This window comes from Levilactobacillus parabrevis ATCC 53295 (assembly GCF_001434055.1).
Classification (GTDB): Bacteria; Bacillota; Bacilli; order Lactobacillales; family Lactobacillaceae; genus Levilactobacillus; species Levilactobacillus parabrevis.
Genome location: NZ_AZCZ01000010.1, coordinates 57705 through 71786 on the forward strand (window position 1 = coordinate 57705; position 14082 = coordinate 71786).

At 47.0% G+C, this 14082-nt stretch carries 16 protein-coding genes and 1 pseudogene; 11 read left to right on the plus strand and 6 right to left on the minus strand.

The window, feature by feature from the left end; translation table 11 throughout:
- Nucleotides 1-32 precede the first annotated feature (32 nt).
- Both FD07_RS04090 and FD07_RS12480 read left to right on the plus strand, forming a co-directional pair.
- Nucleotides 33-476, plus strand: a complete 444-nt coding sequence (locus FD07_RS04090; protein ID WP_020088271.1) for a MarR family winged helix-turn-helix transcriptional regulator — start codon at nt 33-35, stop codon at nt 474-476.
- A 59-nt stretch (nt 477-535) separates the two neighbouring features.
- Entirely contained in the window at nt 536-712 is a 177-nt protein-coding gene (locus tag FD07_RS12480; RefSeq protein ID WP_020088272.1) for a hypothetical protein, read from the plus strand.
- A 59-nt stretch (nt 713-771) separates the two neighbouring features.
- Here FD07_RS12480 and FD07_RS04095 read toward each other — a convergent pair whose 3' ends face one another.
- Nucleotides 772-1221, minus strand: coding sequence for an OsmC family protein (locus FD07_RS04095; RefSeq protein ID WP_020088273.1), 450 nt, complete (start codon nt 1219-1221; stop codon nt 772-774).
- Nucleotides 1222-1608: 387 nt separating this feature from the next.
- Between FD07_RS04095 and FD07_RS04100 the strand changes: the two genes are divergently transcribed.
- Nucleotides 1609-1788 (plus strand): hypothetical protein, encoded by a 180-nt coding sequence (locus FD07_RS04100; RefSeq protein WP_020088274.1) that lies wholly within the window; start codon nt 1609-1611, stop codon nt 1786-1788.
- Nucleotides 1789-2266: 478 nt separating this feature from the next.
- On the opposite strand, the gene FD07_RS04105 is transcribed toward FD07_RS04100, so the two are convergent.
- On the minus strand, nt 2267-2638 hold the full coding sequence (locus tag FD07_RS04105; RefSeq protein ID WP_020088276.1) for a DUF1304 domain-containing protein: 372 nt from the start codon (nt 2636-2638) through the stop codon (nt 2267-2269).
- A 216-nt stretch (nt 2639-2854) separates the two neighbouring features.
- Between FD07_RS04105 and FD07_RS04110 the strand changes: the two genes are divergently transcribed.
- The 5 genes from FD07_RS04110 to FD07_RS04130 all read left to right on the plus strand — a co-directional run bounded on the left by FD07_RS04110 (nt 2855) and on the right by FD07_RS04130 (nt 8366).
- Nucleotides 2855-3352, plus strand: a complete 498-nt coding sequence (locus FD07_RS04110) for an AP2 domain-containing protein (RefSeq protein WP_020088277.1) — start codon at nt 2855-2857, stop codon at nt 3350-3352.
- A 144-nt stretch (nt 3353-3496) separates the two neighbouring features.
- Nucleotides 3497-4885 carry a class II fumarate hydratase gene (locus FD07_RS04115; protein WP_020088278.1) on the plus strand — a complete coding sequence of 463 codons (1389 nt, stop codon included), beginning with the start codon at nt 3497-3499 and terminating at the stop codon, nt 4883-4885.
- A gap of 581 nt (nt 4886-5466) precedes the next feature.
- On the plus strand, nt 5467-5952 hold the full coding sequence (locus FD07_RS04120; protein ID WP_020088279.1) for an RNA polymerase sigma factor: 486 nt from the start codon (nt 5467-5469) through the stop codon (nt 5950-5952).
- On the plus strand, nt 5939-6871 hold the full coding sequence (locus FD07_RS04125; RefSeq protein ID WP_020088280.1) for an anti sigma factor C-terminal domain-containing protein: 933 nt from the start codon (nt 5939-5941) through the stop codon (nt 6869-6871). The genes FD07_RS04120 and FD07_RS04125 overlap by 14 nt, the downstream gene beginning before the upstream one ends.
- A gap of 127 nt (nt 6872-6998) precedes the next feature.
- Nucleotides 6999-8366: a M20/M25/M40 family metallo-hydrolase gene (locus FD07_RS04130; protein WP_020088281.1), complete on the plus strand. Its 1368-nt coding sequence runs from the start codon at nt 6999-7001 to the stop codon at nt 8364-8366.
- 195 nt (nt 8367-8561) lie between these two features.
- On the opposite strand, the gene FD07_RS12105 is transcribed toward FD07_RS04130, so the two are convergent.
- Nucleotides 8562-8831: a type II toxin-antitoxin system PemK/MazF family toxin gene (locus FD07_RS12105; protein WP_081624556.1), complete on the minus strand. Its 270-nt coding sequence runs from the start codon at nt 8829-8831 to the stop codon at nt 8562-8564.
- A gap of 82 nt (nt 8832-8913) precedes the next feature.
- Between FD07_RS12105 and FD07_RS04135 the strand changes: the two genes are divergently transcribed.
- Complete coding sequence (locus FD07_RS04135; RefSeq protein WP_020088282.1) at nt 8914-10134, plus strand: RNA-guided endonuclease TnpB family protein; 1221 nt, start codon at nt 8914-8916, stop codon at nt 10132-10134.
- A 135-nt stretch (nt 10135-10269) separates the two neighbouring features.
- On the opposite strand, the pseudogene FD07_RS12600 reads toward FD07_RS04135, so the two are convergent.
- From FD07_RS12600 to FD07_RS04145, 3 genes and pseudogenes are all read right to left on the minus strand, one after another.
- Nucleotides 10270-10383: pseudogene (locus FD07_RS12600) on the minus strand (type II toxin-antitoxin system PemK/MazF family toxin); the annotation flags it as partial.
- Complete coding sequence (locus FD07_RS04140; RefSeq protein ID WP_020088284.1) at nt 10383-10601, minus strand: AbrB/MazE/SpoVT family DNA-binding domain-containing protein; 219 nt, start codon at nt 10599-10601, stop codon at nt 10383-10385. The gene FD07_RS04140 and the pseudogene FD07_RS12600, both read right to left, overlap by 1 nt.
- Nucleotides 10602-10844: 243 nt before the next feature.
- A complete protein-coding gene (locus FD07_RS04145) occupies nt 10845-11477 on the minus strand; it encodes an NlpC/P60 family protein (protein WP_020088285.1) in 633 nt (210 codons plus the stop codon).
- A gap of 445 nt (nt 11478-11922) precedes the next feature.
- Here FD07_RS04145 and FD07_RS04150 point away from each other — a divergent pair, with 445 nt between their 5' ends.
- Nucleotides 11923-12165 carry a hypothetical protein gene (locus FD07_RS04150; protein WP_020088286.1) on the plus strand — a complete coding sequence of 81 codons (243 nt, stop codon included), beginning with the start codon at nt 11923-11925 and terminating at the stop codon, nt 12163-12165.
- A complete protein-coding gene (locus FD07_RS04155) occupies nt 12162-13934 on the plus strand; it encodes a DUF5776 domain-containing protein (protein WP_020088287.1) in 1773 nt (590 codons plus the stop codon). Before FD07_RS04150 ends, FD07_RS04155 begins: the two co-directional genes overlap by 4 nt.
- Nucleotides 13935-14082: the final 148 nt, after the last annotated feature.

A 14082-nucleotide genomic window follows, 5' to 3' on the forward strand; every position in this document is an offset into this window, starting at 1 on the left:
AATCGTATTTTGAGAAATGTAGGTGGGTAATCATGGCTGAGCAAGAGCAGTCGCTATTGGACGCGTTTATTGACGTCTACATGAGTTCACTCAAGTATTTGGATGAATTTGTTTCAGAACCGGCAAAGGAGTTTCATCTCTCCTTCGAACAATACTTGATCCTACGAGAGATCACGCGAAATCATGACGTGACGCTAATGGATATTGCCAGCAAACGGCAGGTCACGCGGAGCGCTATTTCTCGCCAGATCAAGGTGTTGTTAAAGCAGGGGTACTTACGCCAACAGCCGGATGAAAACGATCGCCGCCGGTTGTATTTGATTGCAACCGATGCGGGTAAACGCGCTGAACGCGTGATACGTCAGCGGATCAACCAGCGTTTTCAAGGCTGGGTCGATGTTTACGGCAACGAGCGGGCCCACGATATTCTGACATTCATCCAGGACTTTAGTCAGGTTACCCGCATGAAAAAGTAGTCAACGGCTACGGAGAGTTCCCATAACTCAAGGATGGGAATAAAAGGAGATTGAAGTCAATGAGCAAAAAGCGCATGAGTGACGAAGAGGCCAAGCGCTGGCGCAAGATTGTCTTCATGGACGATGACCACGATGACAAGCGGTCGCCCCGATCTACCAGATCTTACGTGTACAGTGAACCATCTACGCATAAGTCATGGTGGCACCGGTTAAAAGGGCGGTTGACCCGTCGCTAAAATTGAAAGTGGACCACACGACCCTAACGCAGTGTCAGGGAGTGTGGCCCATTTTTGGTTTAACTCTCGACTGGTGTCGCGGCAGAAAATTCGGTGACGAGCTTGACGACAACGTTATCGCTATTCCCGATTAGCTTGGCGACGGGACACCGCCGTTCAGCCAGATCAACCATGGCAACGGCGGTCTCGTGATCAACGCCGGGAAGCTTAACTTCGGCGGTCAGGTAGAATTGGAAACCACGTGTATCGCGAGCCATTTCAACGATGGTGTGAACCTGTGAGCTGTGTGGCAGGTCACGTCGTTCTTCAATGGCTTCCAGTGTGGCGTTCAAACAAGTGCTGAGCGCCAAACCAATGAATTGTTCTGGATTAGCGCCAGGCGCATCGTTGAGTGGGTGGCTAGTCAAGACATCCAGACCACCTGGGACGTATGAGTGACTTTCGAGACCGGCATCGTTAGCGGCAACGGTTCGGTAGAGTGGTGGAAATTTTTCGCGGTCAATGGCCACAACGGCACCTTCTTTCTAAGGATTAATTACCTTAAGATTACGCTGTTTTTAGCTAAAAAACAAACGAAATGCAATGGTTTGGAAGGGCTTTCTCATGAGGTAAACCACTGACCGTTGATATAATGAATTGTTGCAAAGCGGTAAGAACTGGCGTGATGACAATCGGTTGCACACAACACCTATACCAATTTGAAGATTAACAATCAATACGTCACCGTTCAGGACCTTATAGTCATATTCAAGCCTTAGTTTGCAAGGGAAACCAACCGATTTTGCTCTGTAAAGTTTTTGTAATAATTGCGATTACCCCCTAGACCGCTTAGCCAAAAATGCTATAATGGAGTCAACAGGAATCAGAACACTGGCGCAATGTTTGGGGGGAGCCATATGTTAACAGAAGAACTGTTGAATGAACGGAAGAAGTTTCAAATGGTGACGTGGCGAGCGCAGAAACATGGGGCTCAAGTCATCGAGCGCGATATGATGCAACAATTTACGGCGACAATTGCACAGCAAGAAGCAATTGTGGCAGCCGCTAATCGGCGGGAGCCTGCTCCGGTTGGTTAGTCTACCGCGGATATTTAAGTCGTGATGTGGTAAACGTTTTCGATACGTTTTGTTTTATGGTAAGCTGTGCGCAATAGATGGGGGGCACCATCATGAAGCATCCTGGCATGTATTACGTTTATTACACATTGGGCTGGTTATTCGTTGGAACAATGGCCTTTGTGATCTATCACATGGCGTTGCTGTGGATTATTACCAGTCACTTCTAAGTAAACAAAGGCGGCGTGTCTTCTGAATGGAAGGCGCGTCGCTTTTGTTTTCTGTACCGGTTAAAATATGTAAATAATAAAAAAGCTAGTTACGATTTACGCAACCAGCAGAATAGAAGTATGTGTACGGCTTCAACGGTGTTAATAATGGCTAAATGTCTAATTAACTCCTCCAACGATTGAAGACCCGCAGCAGGCTCTCACCTGAATATGTAAACTCATTATAACCTGCCAACCGACTTCTGTAAACCACATATTTAAAGATTCGCTTAAACTATTAAGATTAGTAAAACGAGTAACGTCACGAGGGCCGGCATTCCTTGCAGCCAAAAAATTTCTTTCTTGGCGGTAAAACTACCGTATAGGGCGACGAGGACGATGAAGATCAAGAGGACGGCGGTGGCCAGTAGACTGGCGCGACCGGTGATGACCCATTGAAGGGCGATAAGGCTGAGACCCAACATGCCGTTATAGATACCTTGATTGCCAAGGGCGACTTGGGCTTCCGGACGTTTGACGAATTCTAACGGCATGCCGAATGACCTCGCCTGAGTCTCGGGCTTACCAAACATTTCCAGACCCATAATCCCCAGGTGTTCGATGGCGACGACGTAGATAAGTATATTTAGAATGATTTGCATTAGTTATTCCTTCTTTCAAAGTCGATTAGGTGTTAAAATTAAAGGTGTTCAGTGGTCACCGATTAATAAAAAAATTGTTGCGGCTTTAAGCTAATTTTTAGTTTGGCGTGTAGAATAATAATTAGGTAATATGTGCCAGGGGAGTTCAAGCGCTTTGGAGAAACATGAATCGCGTCACACCAACCTTTATGGCAAATTTGAATGGAGGAATTATTTATGAGACTCCTAGACTTGAGTGGACAACAATTCGGCAGACTGACGGTTATCCGGCGGGACGGAACCGCAAAGAACGGGAACGCAACGTGGCTGTGTAAATGTAGCTGTGGCAACCTGGTTACAGTTGACAGTTACCGCCTGCGTCACGGAATTACCGTCAGCTGCGGTTGTTACCGGCGAGACATCAGTAAGGCCCGGCTCACGAAGGATCCCCGGACACGTAAACAAATTGGAAACGCCACTAATTTACCATTGGTTAATGGCTCCAACGTTGCCGCACTTACAAAGATCAGTTCCCGGAATATTTCTGGGGTGATCGGCGTGAGTTTCGACAAGCGTTCCGGCAAATGGGCAGCACGTCTATTTTACCACGGCCGCTACGTTTTGAATCAAACTTTTAGCGACTTTAACGATGCGGTTGCTGCAAGACGGCAAGCCGAGAAACAATTGAATCAAAAAGAAGATTTAAAAACGGTTGAGGAATCCGCCGAAGGCTAAACGGCGAATCCACCAGTCAGTATAGAAGCCAAGCAGTCGGTCTGAGAAGGCCGGCTTTTTTGGTGAGCAGGACCGGATTGATTGACGGCGAGCTACCTAATTGGGTATGCTGGAACCGACTGAAAACGCGAGAGGAAGGTTAACATGGAATATCGTGAAGAAGCAGATACGTTGGGGACGGTGCGGGTACCAGCAACGGCTTTGTGGGGGGCACAGACTGAACGGAGCCGGCATAACTTTACCACGGGTCCCTTGATGCCACTGCCGGTGATTCGGGCACTGCTACAGATCAAGTTGGCTGCTGCGACAGCGAACCGAGACCTCGGTGAGATTCAAGAAGAAAAGGCGCAACTGATTATTCGCGCGGCAACCGATCTGCTGGCGCTACCCGATGACGAGCTACAGCGTGATTTTCCCCTCCACGTCTACCAGACGGGGTCCGGGACACAGACCAATATGAATGTTAACGAAGTAATTGCTCACCAGACGATTAAATACGACCCAACTAGTGGGGTGTTGCCTAACGATGACGTCAATCATGGACAGAGCTCTAACGATACCTTTCCCACGGCAATGGCGATTACAGCACGGGTGGCTGTGCGTGAACTGGAGGGGGCCGTCCAACACTTGATTGATGAGTTAGCGGTTAAGGAAGCGGCTTATGAAAATGTCGTTAAGATTGGCCGCACCCACCTGCAGGACGCTACGCCGCTGACCTTTGGCCAAGAGGTCAGTGGGTGGGTCAGCATGCTGGAACACGACTGGGACTTTCTCAAGTCACTGGATGATTCATTGCTTGAATTGCCGATTGGGGGTACGGCCGTGGGAACGGGACTGAACGCGGTGCCGGGATTTGCCACGGCGGTCGCCGCACAGCTGAGCAAGGTTTACGACCAACCCTTCACTGCGAAATCCAATAAGTTCTTTGGGTTAGCGGCCCATTCCGGCATCAACGTGGTCCACGGTGGCCTAAAGACGTTGGCGAGTGATCTCTTGAAGATTGCCAATGACGTGCGTTTTCTGGCAAGCGGCCCTCGGGCGGGGTATAACGAATTGAATATTCCCGCTAACGAACCCGGTTCCTCTATCATGCCGGGGAAGGTCAATCCCACCCAAGCGGAGGCTTTGACTATGGCGGCTACTCGGGTCATGGGCAACGACGTCACGATCACCGTGGCTGCTTCCCAGGGGAACTTTGAGATGAACGTTTATAAACCCGTGATTATTGAAACCTTCCTAGAATCGGCGGACCTGCTGACGGGAACGGTCTCTGGTTTCGCGGATAAATTGATTCACGGCATGACGGTCAATGCCGATCGCATGGCGGAATTGGTGGCTACCTCATTGATGACTGTTACGGCGTTGTCACCCTATATTGGTTATCACGCCAGTGCAGAAATTGCTCAGGCAGCCGAACGCGAGGGGACAACGCTACGTGAGGCGGCGGTGAAGTCGGGTCAGGTGACGGCGGCGCAGTTCGATCAGTGGGTCAACCCATTAGCCATGACCAACCGTGACCGGTCAATGGACTAAGCTTTTGTATAGGTGGTGACTGTCGCCTGCGGTTGCCAGAATTCCGCCTGCTGTGGGGACCGGTAAAAGCCAAAGTGCGGTCTTTTACCTCGACTTGAAGCCGTCAAAAGTGGACGTCTCCAAGCTCGTCCCATGACCTAACCTGACTAAAAGGCGTCAGCTAAGGTCATCGTCACGGCCNAAAGTGCGGTCTTTTACCTCGACTTGAAGCCGTCAAAAGTGGACGTCTCCAAGCTCGTCCCATGACCTAACCTGACTAAAAGGCGTCAGCTAAGGTCATCGTCACGGCCGGCTACATCCTGGCCTCCTCCGGCTAAGATAAGTTGTTGGTATAAAGCATAGTCGATTGACCACTCAAAGGCGTCGTAAGGTTGTAAAGTATCGGCTTCAATTTAAGAGTAATAATAGACCGCAGTTATCACAATTCAACGTGATGACTGCGGTTTTTGCGTTCGCTAGGCAATCAGCTCGCCTTTAGTAAGCGTGTTCCGTATACTTCAGCTATCTGACGGTTTTTTGAAAATAGATGTTACCTTTTGGGGGAGTTATTCGTTGTTTAAGTGTAGGGGGAGGCGAACAGCATGCAGTTACGGCAATACGAGGACCTATTGGCCCAGTTAGCCGTTGAGTTACAGCGTTATTTGATTGGACGTGGGGCAAAACGGGAGGTAGCCGAAGATATCTGCCAAGACGTCTTCGTCAAGGTCTTGGAGATGGAACTTGTCCTGCCACCCGGTGAGCTGCGACCCTACCTTTACCGGGTGGTGTGGTCGACCTATCTGGATGATTATCGGCGGGAGCGGCGGTACCGGGAGCTGGTGACGCAATACTTACGACCCGAGCGGGAACAGGCGGATTTTGAAATTGATGAGGATCTGCTGAGCGCCTTGGATAGGTTGTCGGCGCGTGAACGTGAGCTGTTACTATTACGATACGATCAAGACTTATCGATTCGGGAGGTTGCTGTGCGCCTGAAAGTTACGCCGGCCGCAATCAAGATGCGATTGCATCGCGTACATCGAAAGTTAAAGAAGATTTTACGGAGGGATGGTCATGAACGAAAGTAAAAAATTTCGCCGCTTAGCACTTTGGGTGAAGATTCGACGGTGGGGGATTACCGTGGTGATTGTTATTCTAGTGGTCTTGGCGGCAATGCCGGTAGCATACAAGTTGACGCAGATGCGGGCGGCGAAGGTATCAAACGAGATTATGCTAAACATGGAAATGGATAACGACCTGATGGCGCCTAATATCGAAGTTAGCGACCAGTATCTAGGAAATACTTCTGTGATGGAGGGGCAGGTCATCAGTCACCGCTACAAGGATATTGAGGGGTATCGTATCCCTTGGTCACCGGTGATTCAGGATTACTCCTGGTTAAATGTTGGCGGTGGGGATGCCCTGAGTAATGCGACGGACCAGAGCGCGACCGCCCTATACGATCGCGTAACGGAACAGAAAATTCCCATGTTTTTCAATGCGCGTGCAACCAGGCCCAACTTGAAGGCCACGCATGATCTGCGGAAGGTGGCTGCGACTAAAGGGGCAGTAGCCGAGATGGCCTTAACGTTCAAACAACCGCTGACGTATCAGCAGGTCCGAGCCAAGTTACCAGCAAAAGTTCATCCACAGTGGTACTGGATTGGGGTGAGCGGTACCGCCGATCCGACCTCGATGGATAATAACTTACTCGGCTATAATGCTAAAAACCTAGCGCATCCGGAACGGCTGAGCCAAGATAACTATCGTGGATTTTATCGCGAGTTAGTGAAGGCTGGCAAGACTGCTTCGGGGATGTCGTATGATGGTTTCAATATTTACAAGTACGCCGGCCAATATGCCAAACGATACCCTAAAGGGAGTCAGGCCAAGTTTGCCGGCGTCATCGTGACCGGCAACAGTGAAGACTTTCAATCGCTGATTAAGGCAAACTGGATCTATGCCAGTTCTGCCGGGTTCTTTAGACAACGCTCAGTCATTAAATGATAATTAAATGAGAATAATCTTGACATTTTTCTCATCAAAGTTTAATGTTAAAAGCAATCGAGCAACGGTGTTTAGCACTGGTTCCCGCCAAGTGAGTTGCCCGTGAAAATTTAAGGAGCGAATGTCTATGTCAGAGAAAACTACCGACGCATTGCAAACCGCCATCGATCAGGCTTTAAAAGCCGATCGTCCCCGGTTAGCCAAGTATTTAAGTATTGAAACGGTCGCTGCCAAGCACCTCGGAATTGAGGAAACGGTCAGTGTAATTGAACAATCCCTTCAAGAATTAGGTGCCGAGGTAGAGGTCTGGCGGGACATTCCGGGCAGTAATCCTTTCGTATTTGGGACGTTACCAGCGGGGCCGAACGGCAATTCCGATAAAACGCTGTTGTTCTACAACCACTATGATGTCCAACCAGCTGAACCGCTGGATGAATGGGACAGTGAACCTTTCCAGTTAACGGAAAAGAACGGTCAGTACGTGGCCCGTGGTGTTTCCGATGACAAAGGGGAGTTCATGCTTCGCTTGTCCGCGGTCAAAGCGTTACAAGCGACTGGTGGACTGCCTTGCAACTTAAAATTCATTCTCGAAGGGGAAGAAGAAGTGGGGAGCCCTCACATCGAACCCATGACGAAAAAACATGGAGCCGCTTTGGCTGCCGACGCGATTATTTGGGAAACGGGTGGCAAGGATGCCGATGAAAACTTCCAAGTGACCTGTGGGGTCAAAGGTACGGCTAGCTTCAACGTGACTGCGAAGTCAGCGGAGAGTGACCTGCATTCTTCACTGGCCGCCTTCGTGGACAATGCGGTATGGCGATTAGTTCAGGGCCTGTCAACGTTACGTGGCCCCAAGGGTGAAGTCTTGGTAGATGGCTTTAACGATGGCGTGAAACCCTTGACGCCGACCGAACAGGCGGCTGTCGATCAGTTGCCCTTTAATGAAGAAGCGACGCGCAAAAACTTTGGCTTGAAGTTGCCACTGCTGTCGGATAAGCCTGCTGAAGCCTTAATTAACCGACCAACGATTACGATCAATGGGATTTCTGGCGGGTATGAAGGCAACGGCTTGAAGACGGTCTTGCCTAAGGAAGCGCGAGCCCAGTTAGATTGCCGGTTGGTTCCTGGCCAAGATCCGCGGCACGTTTCGGAGCTCGTCCAGCAACAGTTGGATAAGAATGGGTTTAGTGACCTCCACGTTTCCTATAATCAAGGGGAGCCGGCTTTTCGGTCGGATCTGACGGATAGTTTCGTGCAGACGGCGGTCGCCACTGCCCATGAAGTCTATGGGGATGCGGTCAAGCTGGTACCCAATGCTGGTGGAAGTGGTCCGCAAGCCCCGTTCTTTGAAGCGGTGGGTGTGCCGATCATTGACGTCGGTTCAACTTGGGCCGGTTCAGGGGCCCATGCGCCTAACGAAAATGTTCGGGTGAGCGATTATGTGCAGGCTGCCCGGTACACGGCACGGGTCTTACAGAATTTTGGTGAAAAATAACTTTCAATAAATCGGTTGCAGAGAGAATCGGTTGATTTCAAAAAAACTAGCCTTATCGGGGCCATCGCTGAATGAAGCGGTGACTGCTGATAAGGCTAGTTTTAGTTCTGATTGAAGAATGTAGCTAATTAATTGTGAAAATGTTTGGGGGAAATCTGGAATGAAGATGGCGTACGTGATATTTTCTCAATGAGGCTAAATGAATTGATCGATTGTCGAGAGAACCCGAGCCCAGGTAACGGGATCACACTGCTCGACATATTCTAGTTTGCGTTTCTCAAAGTCCATTGAACGAATTTGGTGGGTAACAATCTCACCTTTAACTTTTCCTGGATGGTCGATTGTTACATATGTTCCAAATGAACGTTGTGTGCTTGTAATCGGGCAAATTAGACAAAAGCCAGTTAGTTTATTATAAACTAAGCAGAAAACCTGCGATTTTAATCGCGGGATGAATGCCGAAATTTAATAATCTTTTTGAAACATACGTTCCCCCGAAAGAGACTAAACATGGTATACTTAACCCAATCTACAGGGGAGGTATCCATTGGTTAAATTAGGGCGAACAATCAAACTGAGACTCTATCCAGACGTTAATCAAGCAGAACAATTTCTAGCGATGAGCAAGGAATACCAACGATTAGCTAACATTGTTAGTCAATGGATCTTTGACCATGGGTTTCAGCTAAGCTGGTTAAAAATCAATCACCATCTGTACAAAATATTTAGACAAGAATCAGAACTCAATAGCCAGATGATTCAGTCTGTCTTTCGAACGGTTGTGGCTCGCTATAAGACTGTTAGAGAACAAGTGAGGCAACATTCTTACCGCTACAAGAATGCAGAAAGCAAGTGGATTCAAGTTCCTAGAGATCTGACCTGGTTGGTGAAACCTATCCAATTTCGGCGGCCACAAGCAGACTTAGTTCGCCAGAGCAATTACTCTTTTTTAGACAAGATGCAAAAGATTTCGATGACCACTCTGGGTAAACGGACTAAGTTGAGCTTCACCGACAAAGGATTCGAAAAATACTTTACTGACGGCTGGAAACTCGGTACCGCTAAGTTGGTCCATAACCGGGGCAAGTGGTTTCTGCACATTGGCATCACAAAGGAAGTTAGTGATTTCAATGTTAAGGACAATCCCAAAATCGTAGGGATTGATCGTGGATTACGCTTTCTAGCAACTGCTTTTGATAGTGAAGGAAAGACGTTATTCTTTGATGGTCAGAAGGTCTTACGAAAACGGAAGATCTTCTTAGAGATTCGGCGACAACTGCAAAGTAAGGGCACCAGGTCTGCCAAGAAAAAGCTAAAGCAGCTAGCGCAACGAGAGAACCGCTGGATGACCGATGTGAATCATCGGCTAACTAAGACACTCGTGACGGCATACGGTTCGCATACACTTTTCGTTTTGGAAGACTTAACCAACGTGACGTTCAACACAGCTGATTTCCCTAAGTCTCTACGTAATAGTCATCGTTCCTGGCCGTTCTTTCAGTTAGAATCTTTCCTAATGTATAAGGCTCAGGCTATTCAAAGTACTGTCGTGAAAGTGAGCCCAGCATTCACCTCACAAAGATGCCCGAGGTGTGGCCTAGTTGAAAAGACTAATCGTCACCATGATACCCACGAGTATTGGTGTAAACAGTGTCAGTATCGTTGCAATGATGACCGATTAGGGGCCATGAATATTGAAATGCTTGGTCAAGAATGGCTGAGTGGTGTTAAGCGACCAAAAATTAAGAAACTAACAACTACTGGGTAAATCCTGGGAGTTAAACGGGTAGCCGTCAATTACCCGAAGATGTTGCCACTACGAGTAGGAGTGTCGAATAGGCATGTTGGACTACTGTGTCGTAAGACACGTGAGCGACAAGCCTCTGAATTTATTCAGGGGCAATTGACTAAAGATTGTTTTGCTGACAACTAATCCTGGACGTCTTTTTTTAATCTCATGTCCTATTGAAGGATCAAAGTTGATGTAGACTACGTCACCCTGAGCTGGATTATACATTAGTCGTTCTCCTCATCCCATTCACGATCTTCACTTGAGATACTGTTGCGAAAGCCCTTCCACTCTGATTCATTTGCAAACAGGTCGTTACGTAATGGCGTTAGTACAAAAGAATCGCCAATTTTGACAATTTTGTAATTATCACCAGCTTCAGCATTTAATTCACTGGGGATGATTGCACCGACTGAATTGCCAATTTTACGGATTGTTGTTTCCATCTGCTATCACTCCTTAGTTAATACTCGTTATAACGAATATAATTGAATTTAACATAGAGCTCAACAAAGAAGTCTCGAGTGTTTGTTTTATTTATGGCGCATGTGATATTTCATCAGAGTACAAGCAAATATTATATTAGGAACTTAGCTTTTAAGAATTACGGAACAAAAAGCTAAGAGCAATGCGTATAGTAGGAAATGTGAGCATTCCCCTAAAAATATATTTTTTGCCGAACTCATTGTCTAGTTGACCACGATATAGTAACTGGCTGGCCAGTAGGTTTGACTAAAGATGCCGATACCGTCATTTTCATTTTGAGCGGCAACGTATTGACCATTTCCGAGAGAAATTCCATCGTGGTAAGGGGCGCTGTCAGATCCCCAGAAGAGGATGGCACCAGCGGGAGCGTTGGCCACGTCGTAGTGGTGGGTTCCCAGGGTCGTTTGCTGGGTGGTGGTCCGGGCACTCAGACCGAAGGCGTATTGCACCAGACCGGAGCAGTCGAAGCCGGAGAGTGAGCTGCCACCGTAAACGTAAGGAGTGCCGCTGTTCACAACGGCGAGGGCCTTGGCAACGGCGCTGTTGGAACTGGTTGCGGTGGTTGTAGCAGTGTTGGTCGCTGTAGTTGTCGTGGAAGCCGAGCTGTTGGCAGCGGTATGTTGATAGTTGGTGTTTTGGGCGGTCGCCGTCCCAGTTACCATCGTAGACGTCAACTGAGTTGGCTGTTGACTGCTGACCTGCGCTGTCTGGGTAGCGTTGTTTCCAGTGTTCGTGGTCATGTGTGCAGATGCCGTGGTTGACCTGGCGAAAAGCAGGGCGGCTGCGCCCAAGGTGCTTGCTAGAACTTTGGTTGTCGTTGTTTTGATAAATGTCACTCGCAATCTTCTAAGTATTTTGTAGCGAATTACCTGACTACAAAATTAAGTATAGCGAAGATAAATTGCGGGGCGATATCAGTCAAATGACAGATTAAGACGATTTGGTGACGGTAGATGTCAAGCAGGTTGAATAGTTTTGTTGGCAATTGAGTGAGCGGGACACTCTATTAATATAGAAGAAATTCAGGCGGTTATGGTTAAAAAATGATGCGATTAGCCTGTAAGCTAGTGGTGAATTATCTATGTGAAGTCCACTAAATAGGCTAATCGTGCTATACTCAAGATATCCTATAAAAGTTTCAGGGGAGAAAACAAGTTAACTTTAGTAACTATTATAACTGGCTACTAGCAGGTAATTGTAAGCGCTTGCCACGAGGTGCTCTTGTTTGTTGCAAGCGTTGGTTAATAATCTGTAGATAGTCACAGTTGGAGGAAAGCAGTTATGGGAAAGCAGGACAGTATTGTAAAGGCTTTGTTGGTAACGAGTTTGGTTTTAAGCGGTGCCTGGGGACTCAACGTGACAGCGAATGCCGCGACAATCCCAGCTACGGTGACATTGGGAGTTATTCCTGATACTAATACAACAACGCTGGATGAGGCACTTCCTGATAGTGATGCTAATGCAAAAATTGTCAAGGCAGCAATTATTTCTAGCGATAGCTCGCTCAACGTAGTAGTACATTGAAACAGGTAGCTGACGCTAATTCAATCGTCAAAATTCAGAAAAATTTAACTGATTATTCGCCATTATTGAAAGTTGCTAATTATTTTGATGGATTAATTGTGAATAACCAGACGAATTTAAATCAGCAAGATATGGTGGAGATTACAACAGCCCTGTTAACAAATCGAAGCAGTGCAGGGGAACTGCAAGCCCTCGGGTTTTCAAATGATAATGTGAACACAGACGGGCTATCGACTGTTTTAGATACAATTAGTAGTTTTGATTCGGCACCAAAGATTCAGTACTTAATCCTTAATCGTAATCCATTGCCTGACCTAACGGCATGGACGAATTTTAAGGAATCGACTAATAAGCAGAAAATCGGAAACTTAAATGCGAGTGTTTTGAAGAATAAAGATGGCAGTAGGATTACTGAAGGAAAGACGACTGCGCCACAAACTTTGAAGGGAACGACACTTAAAGTACCATACTCATTGTTTTCCGAGTATACTCAAGCGAATGACCCTCAGTCAGAAAATTCGTATGCAGCAATTCGGGCTTATAAGAATGATCCGGATTGGAATGATGATGAGATTTTACTTAAATACTATCCGGATGATGGTCCGCTAAGTGGGGAGATAGTTCCTGATGCTTCGTCAGACTCTGTCACAACGACTATCAATTCTATGGGTGAGGACGACAATACGTGGGACGTAAGTCAAGTAAATGCAGTGGATGCCAATTATAGCCAGACGGATGACTATCCTAGGTATCTAATGCAGGTCAGTCCAGCTGATATTAAAGACATTATCAGTTCTGATACGTATAAAAAATACACATATTTAATGCCAAATGGGAAAATATCCACTAGCGTTCCTGAAAATGTGACTGACGCCGATATGTTGAATATTGTTAATGTACCAACAAATGCCAAAGAAGTTAAAATTCGCGTTGTAGTAATCTGTTATTCTCCGTCCTCGTCAAATGAGAGCAGTACCTACACTCAAATCTACACGATTCCAATCAAGCAAAAGGCAGTTACACCAACTACACCTACCGCGGATTCCAGTAGCAATAGTTCTAACAGTGAGTCTATTACGGCAGATACTGGTCAGCCGAAAGCTAAAAAGCAATCCGTCATTTATGCCACTAAGAAGATTGGGTTGTACAATACGCCTAATTTTTCTGCGAAGACTCGCCAGGTCTGGTATCCTAAGCAACCTAGAATTTATCGGCCAATGTTTAAAGTTACAGGGTATGCCAAATCAACCAATGGGACCCCTAGATATCTGGTCAAGGATGTCAATCGAGAGTCTAAAACCTTTGGTCGGACGGGGTATGTAACCACCAGGTCGGCATATGTATCACCTGCATACTATCAACAGAAATCTGGCAAAGTCACCGTGATTGCGCCACATGGTATCAACGCCTACCAGAAGCAGAATTTTACACAGAAGATAAATCACTACCGGCAGGGGCAAGTTTTGACGGTCAAAAAGATTGTTCGTCATAATTTAACGACCCGCTATGTTTTGGAAGACGGAAGCTATATCACTGCGAATAAGAAGAATGCCCAAAGTGGACGAGTAGCCATGGCAACGAAGGTTAGGACGAAGACAACGGTTAACCTTTACCGGGATGTTAACTCGAAGCACCACTTAAAGAGCTATCGTAAGAATACCGTGATTGTAATTAAGGGCTGGGATTACAGTATGAATGGGGCTAAGCGCTATCGGGTAGCCAGTGGGTACATTACAGCCAACACAAAATTGGTTAAAGTTATCAAGTAACTTGTAAAGACAGATCAGCTTAAAAGCGGGTCTGTCTTTTTGTCCATATTTTTAAGTTCAGGATTGAAATCGGCTGGTGCAATGCGGGTAAAGTAAGATGAACTAGCGCTACGATCACGGCAAGCGTAAGCACCTAATAACTGACCGT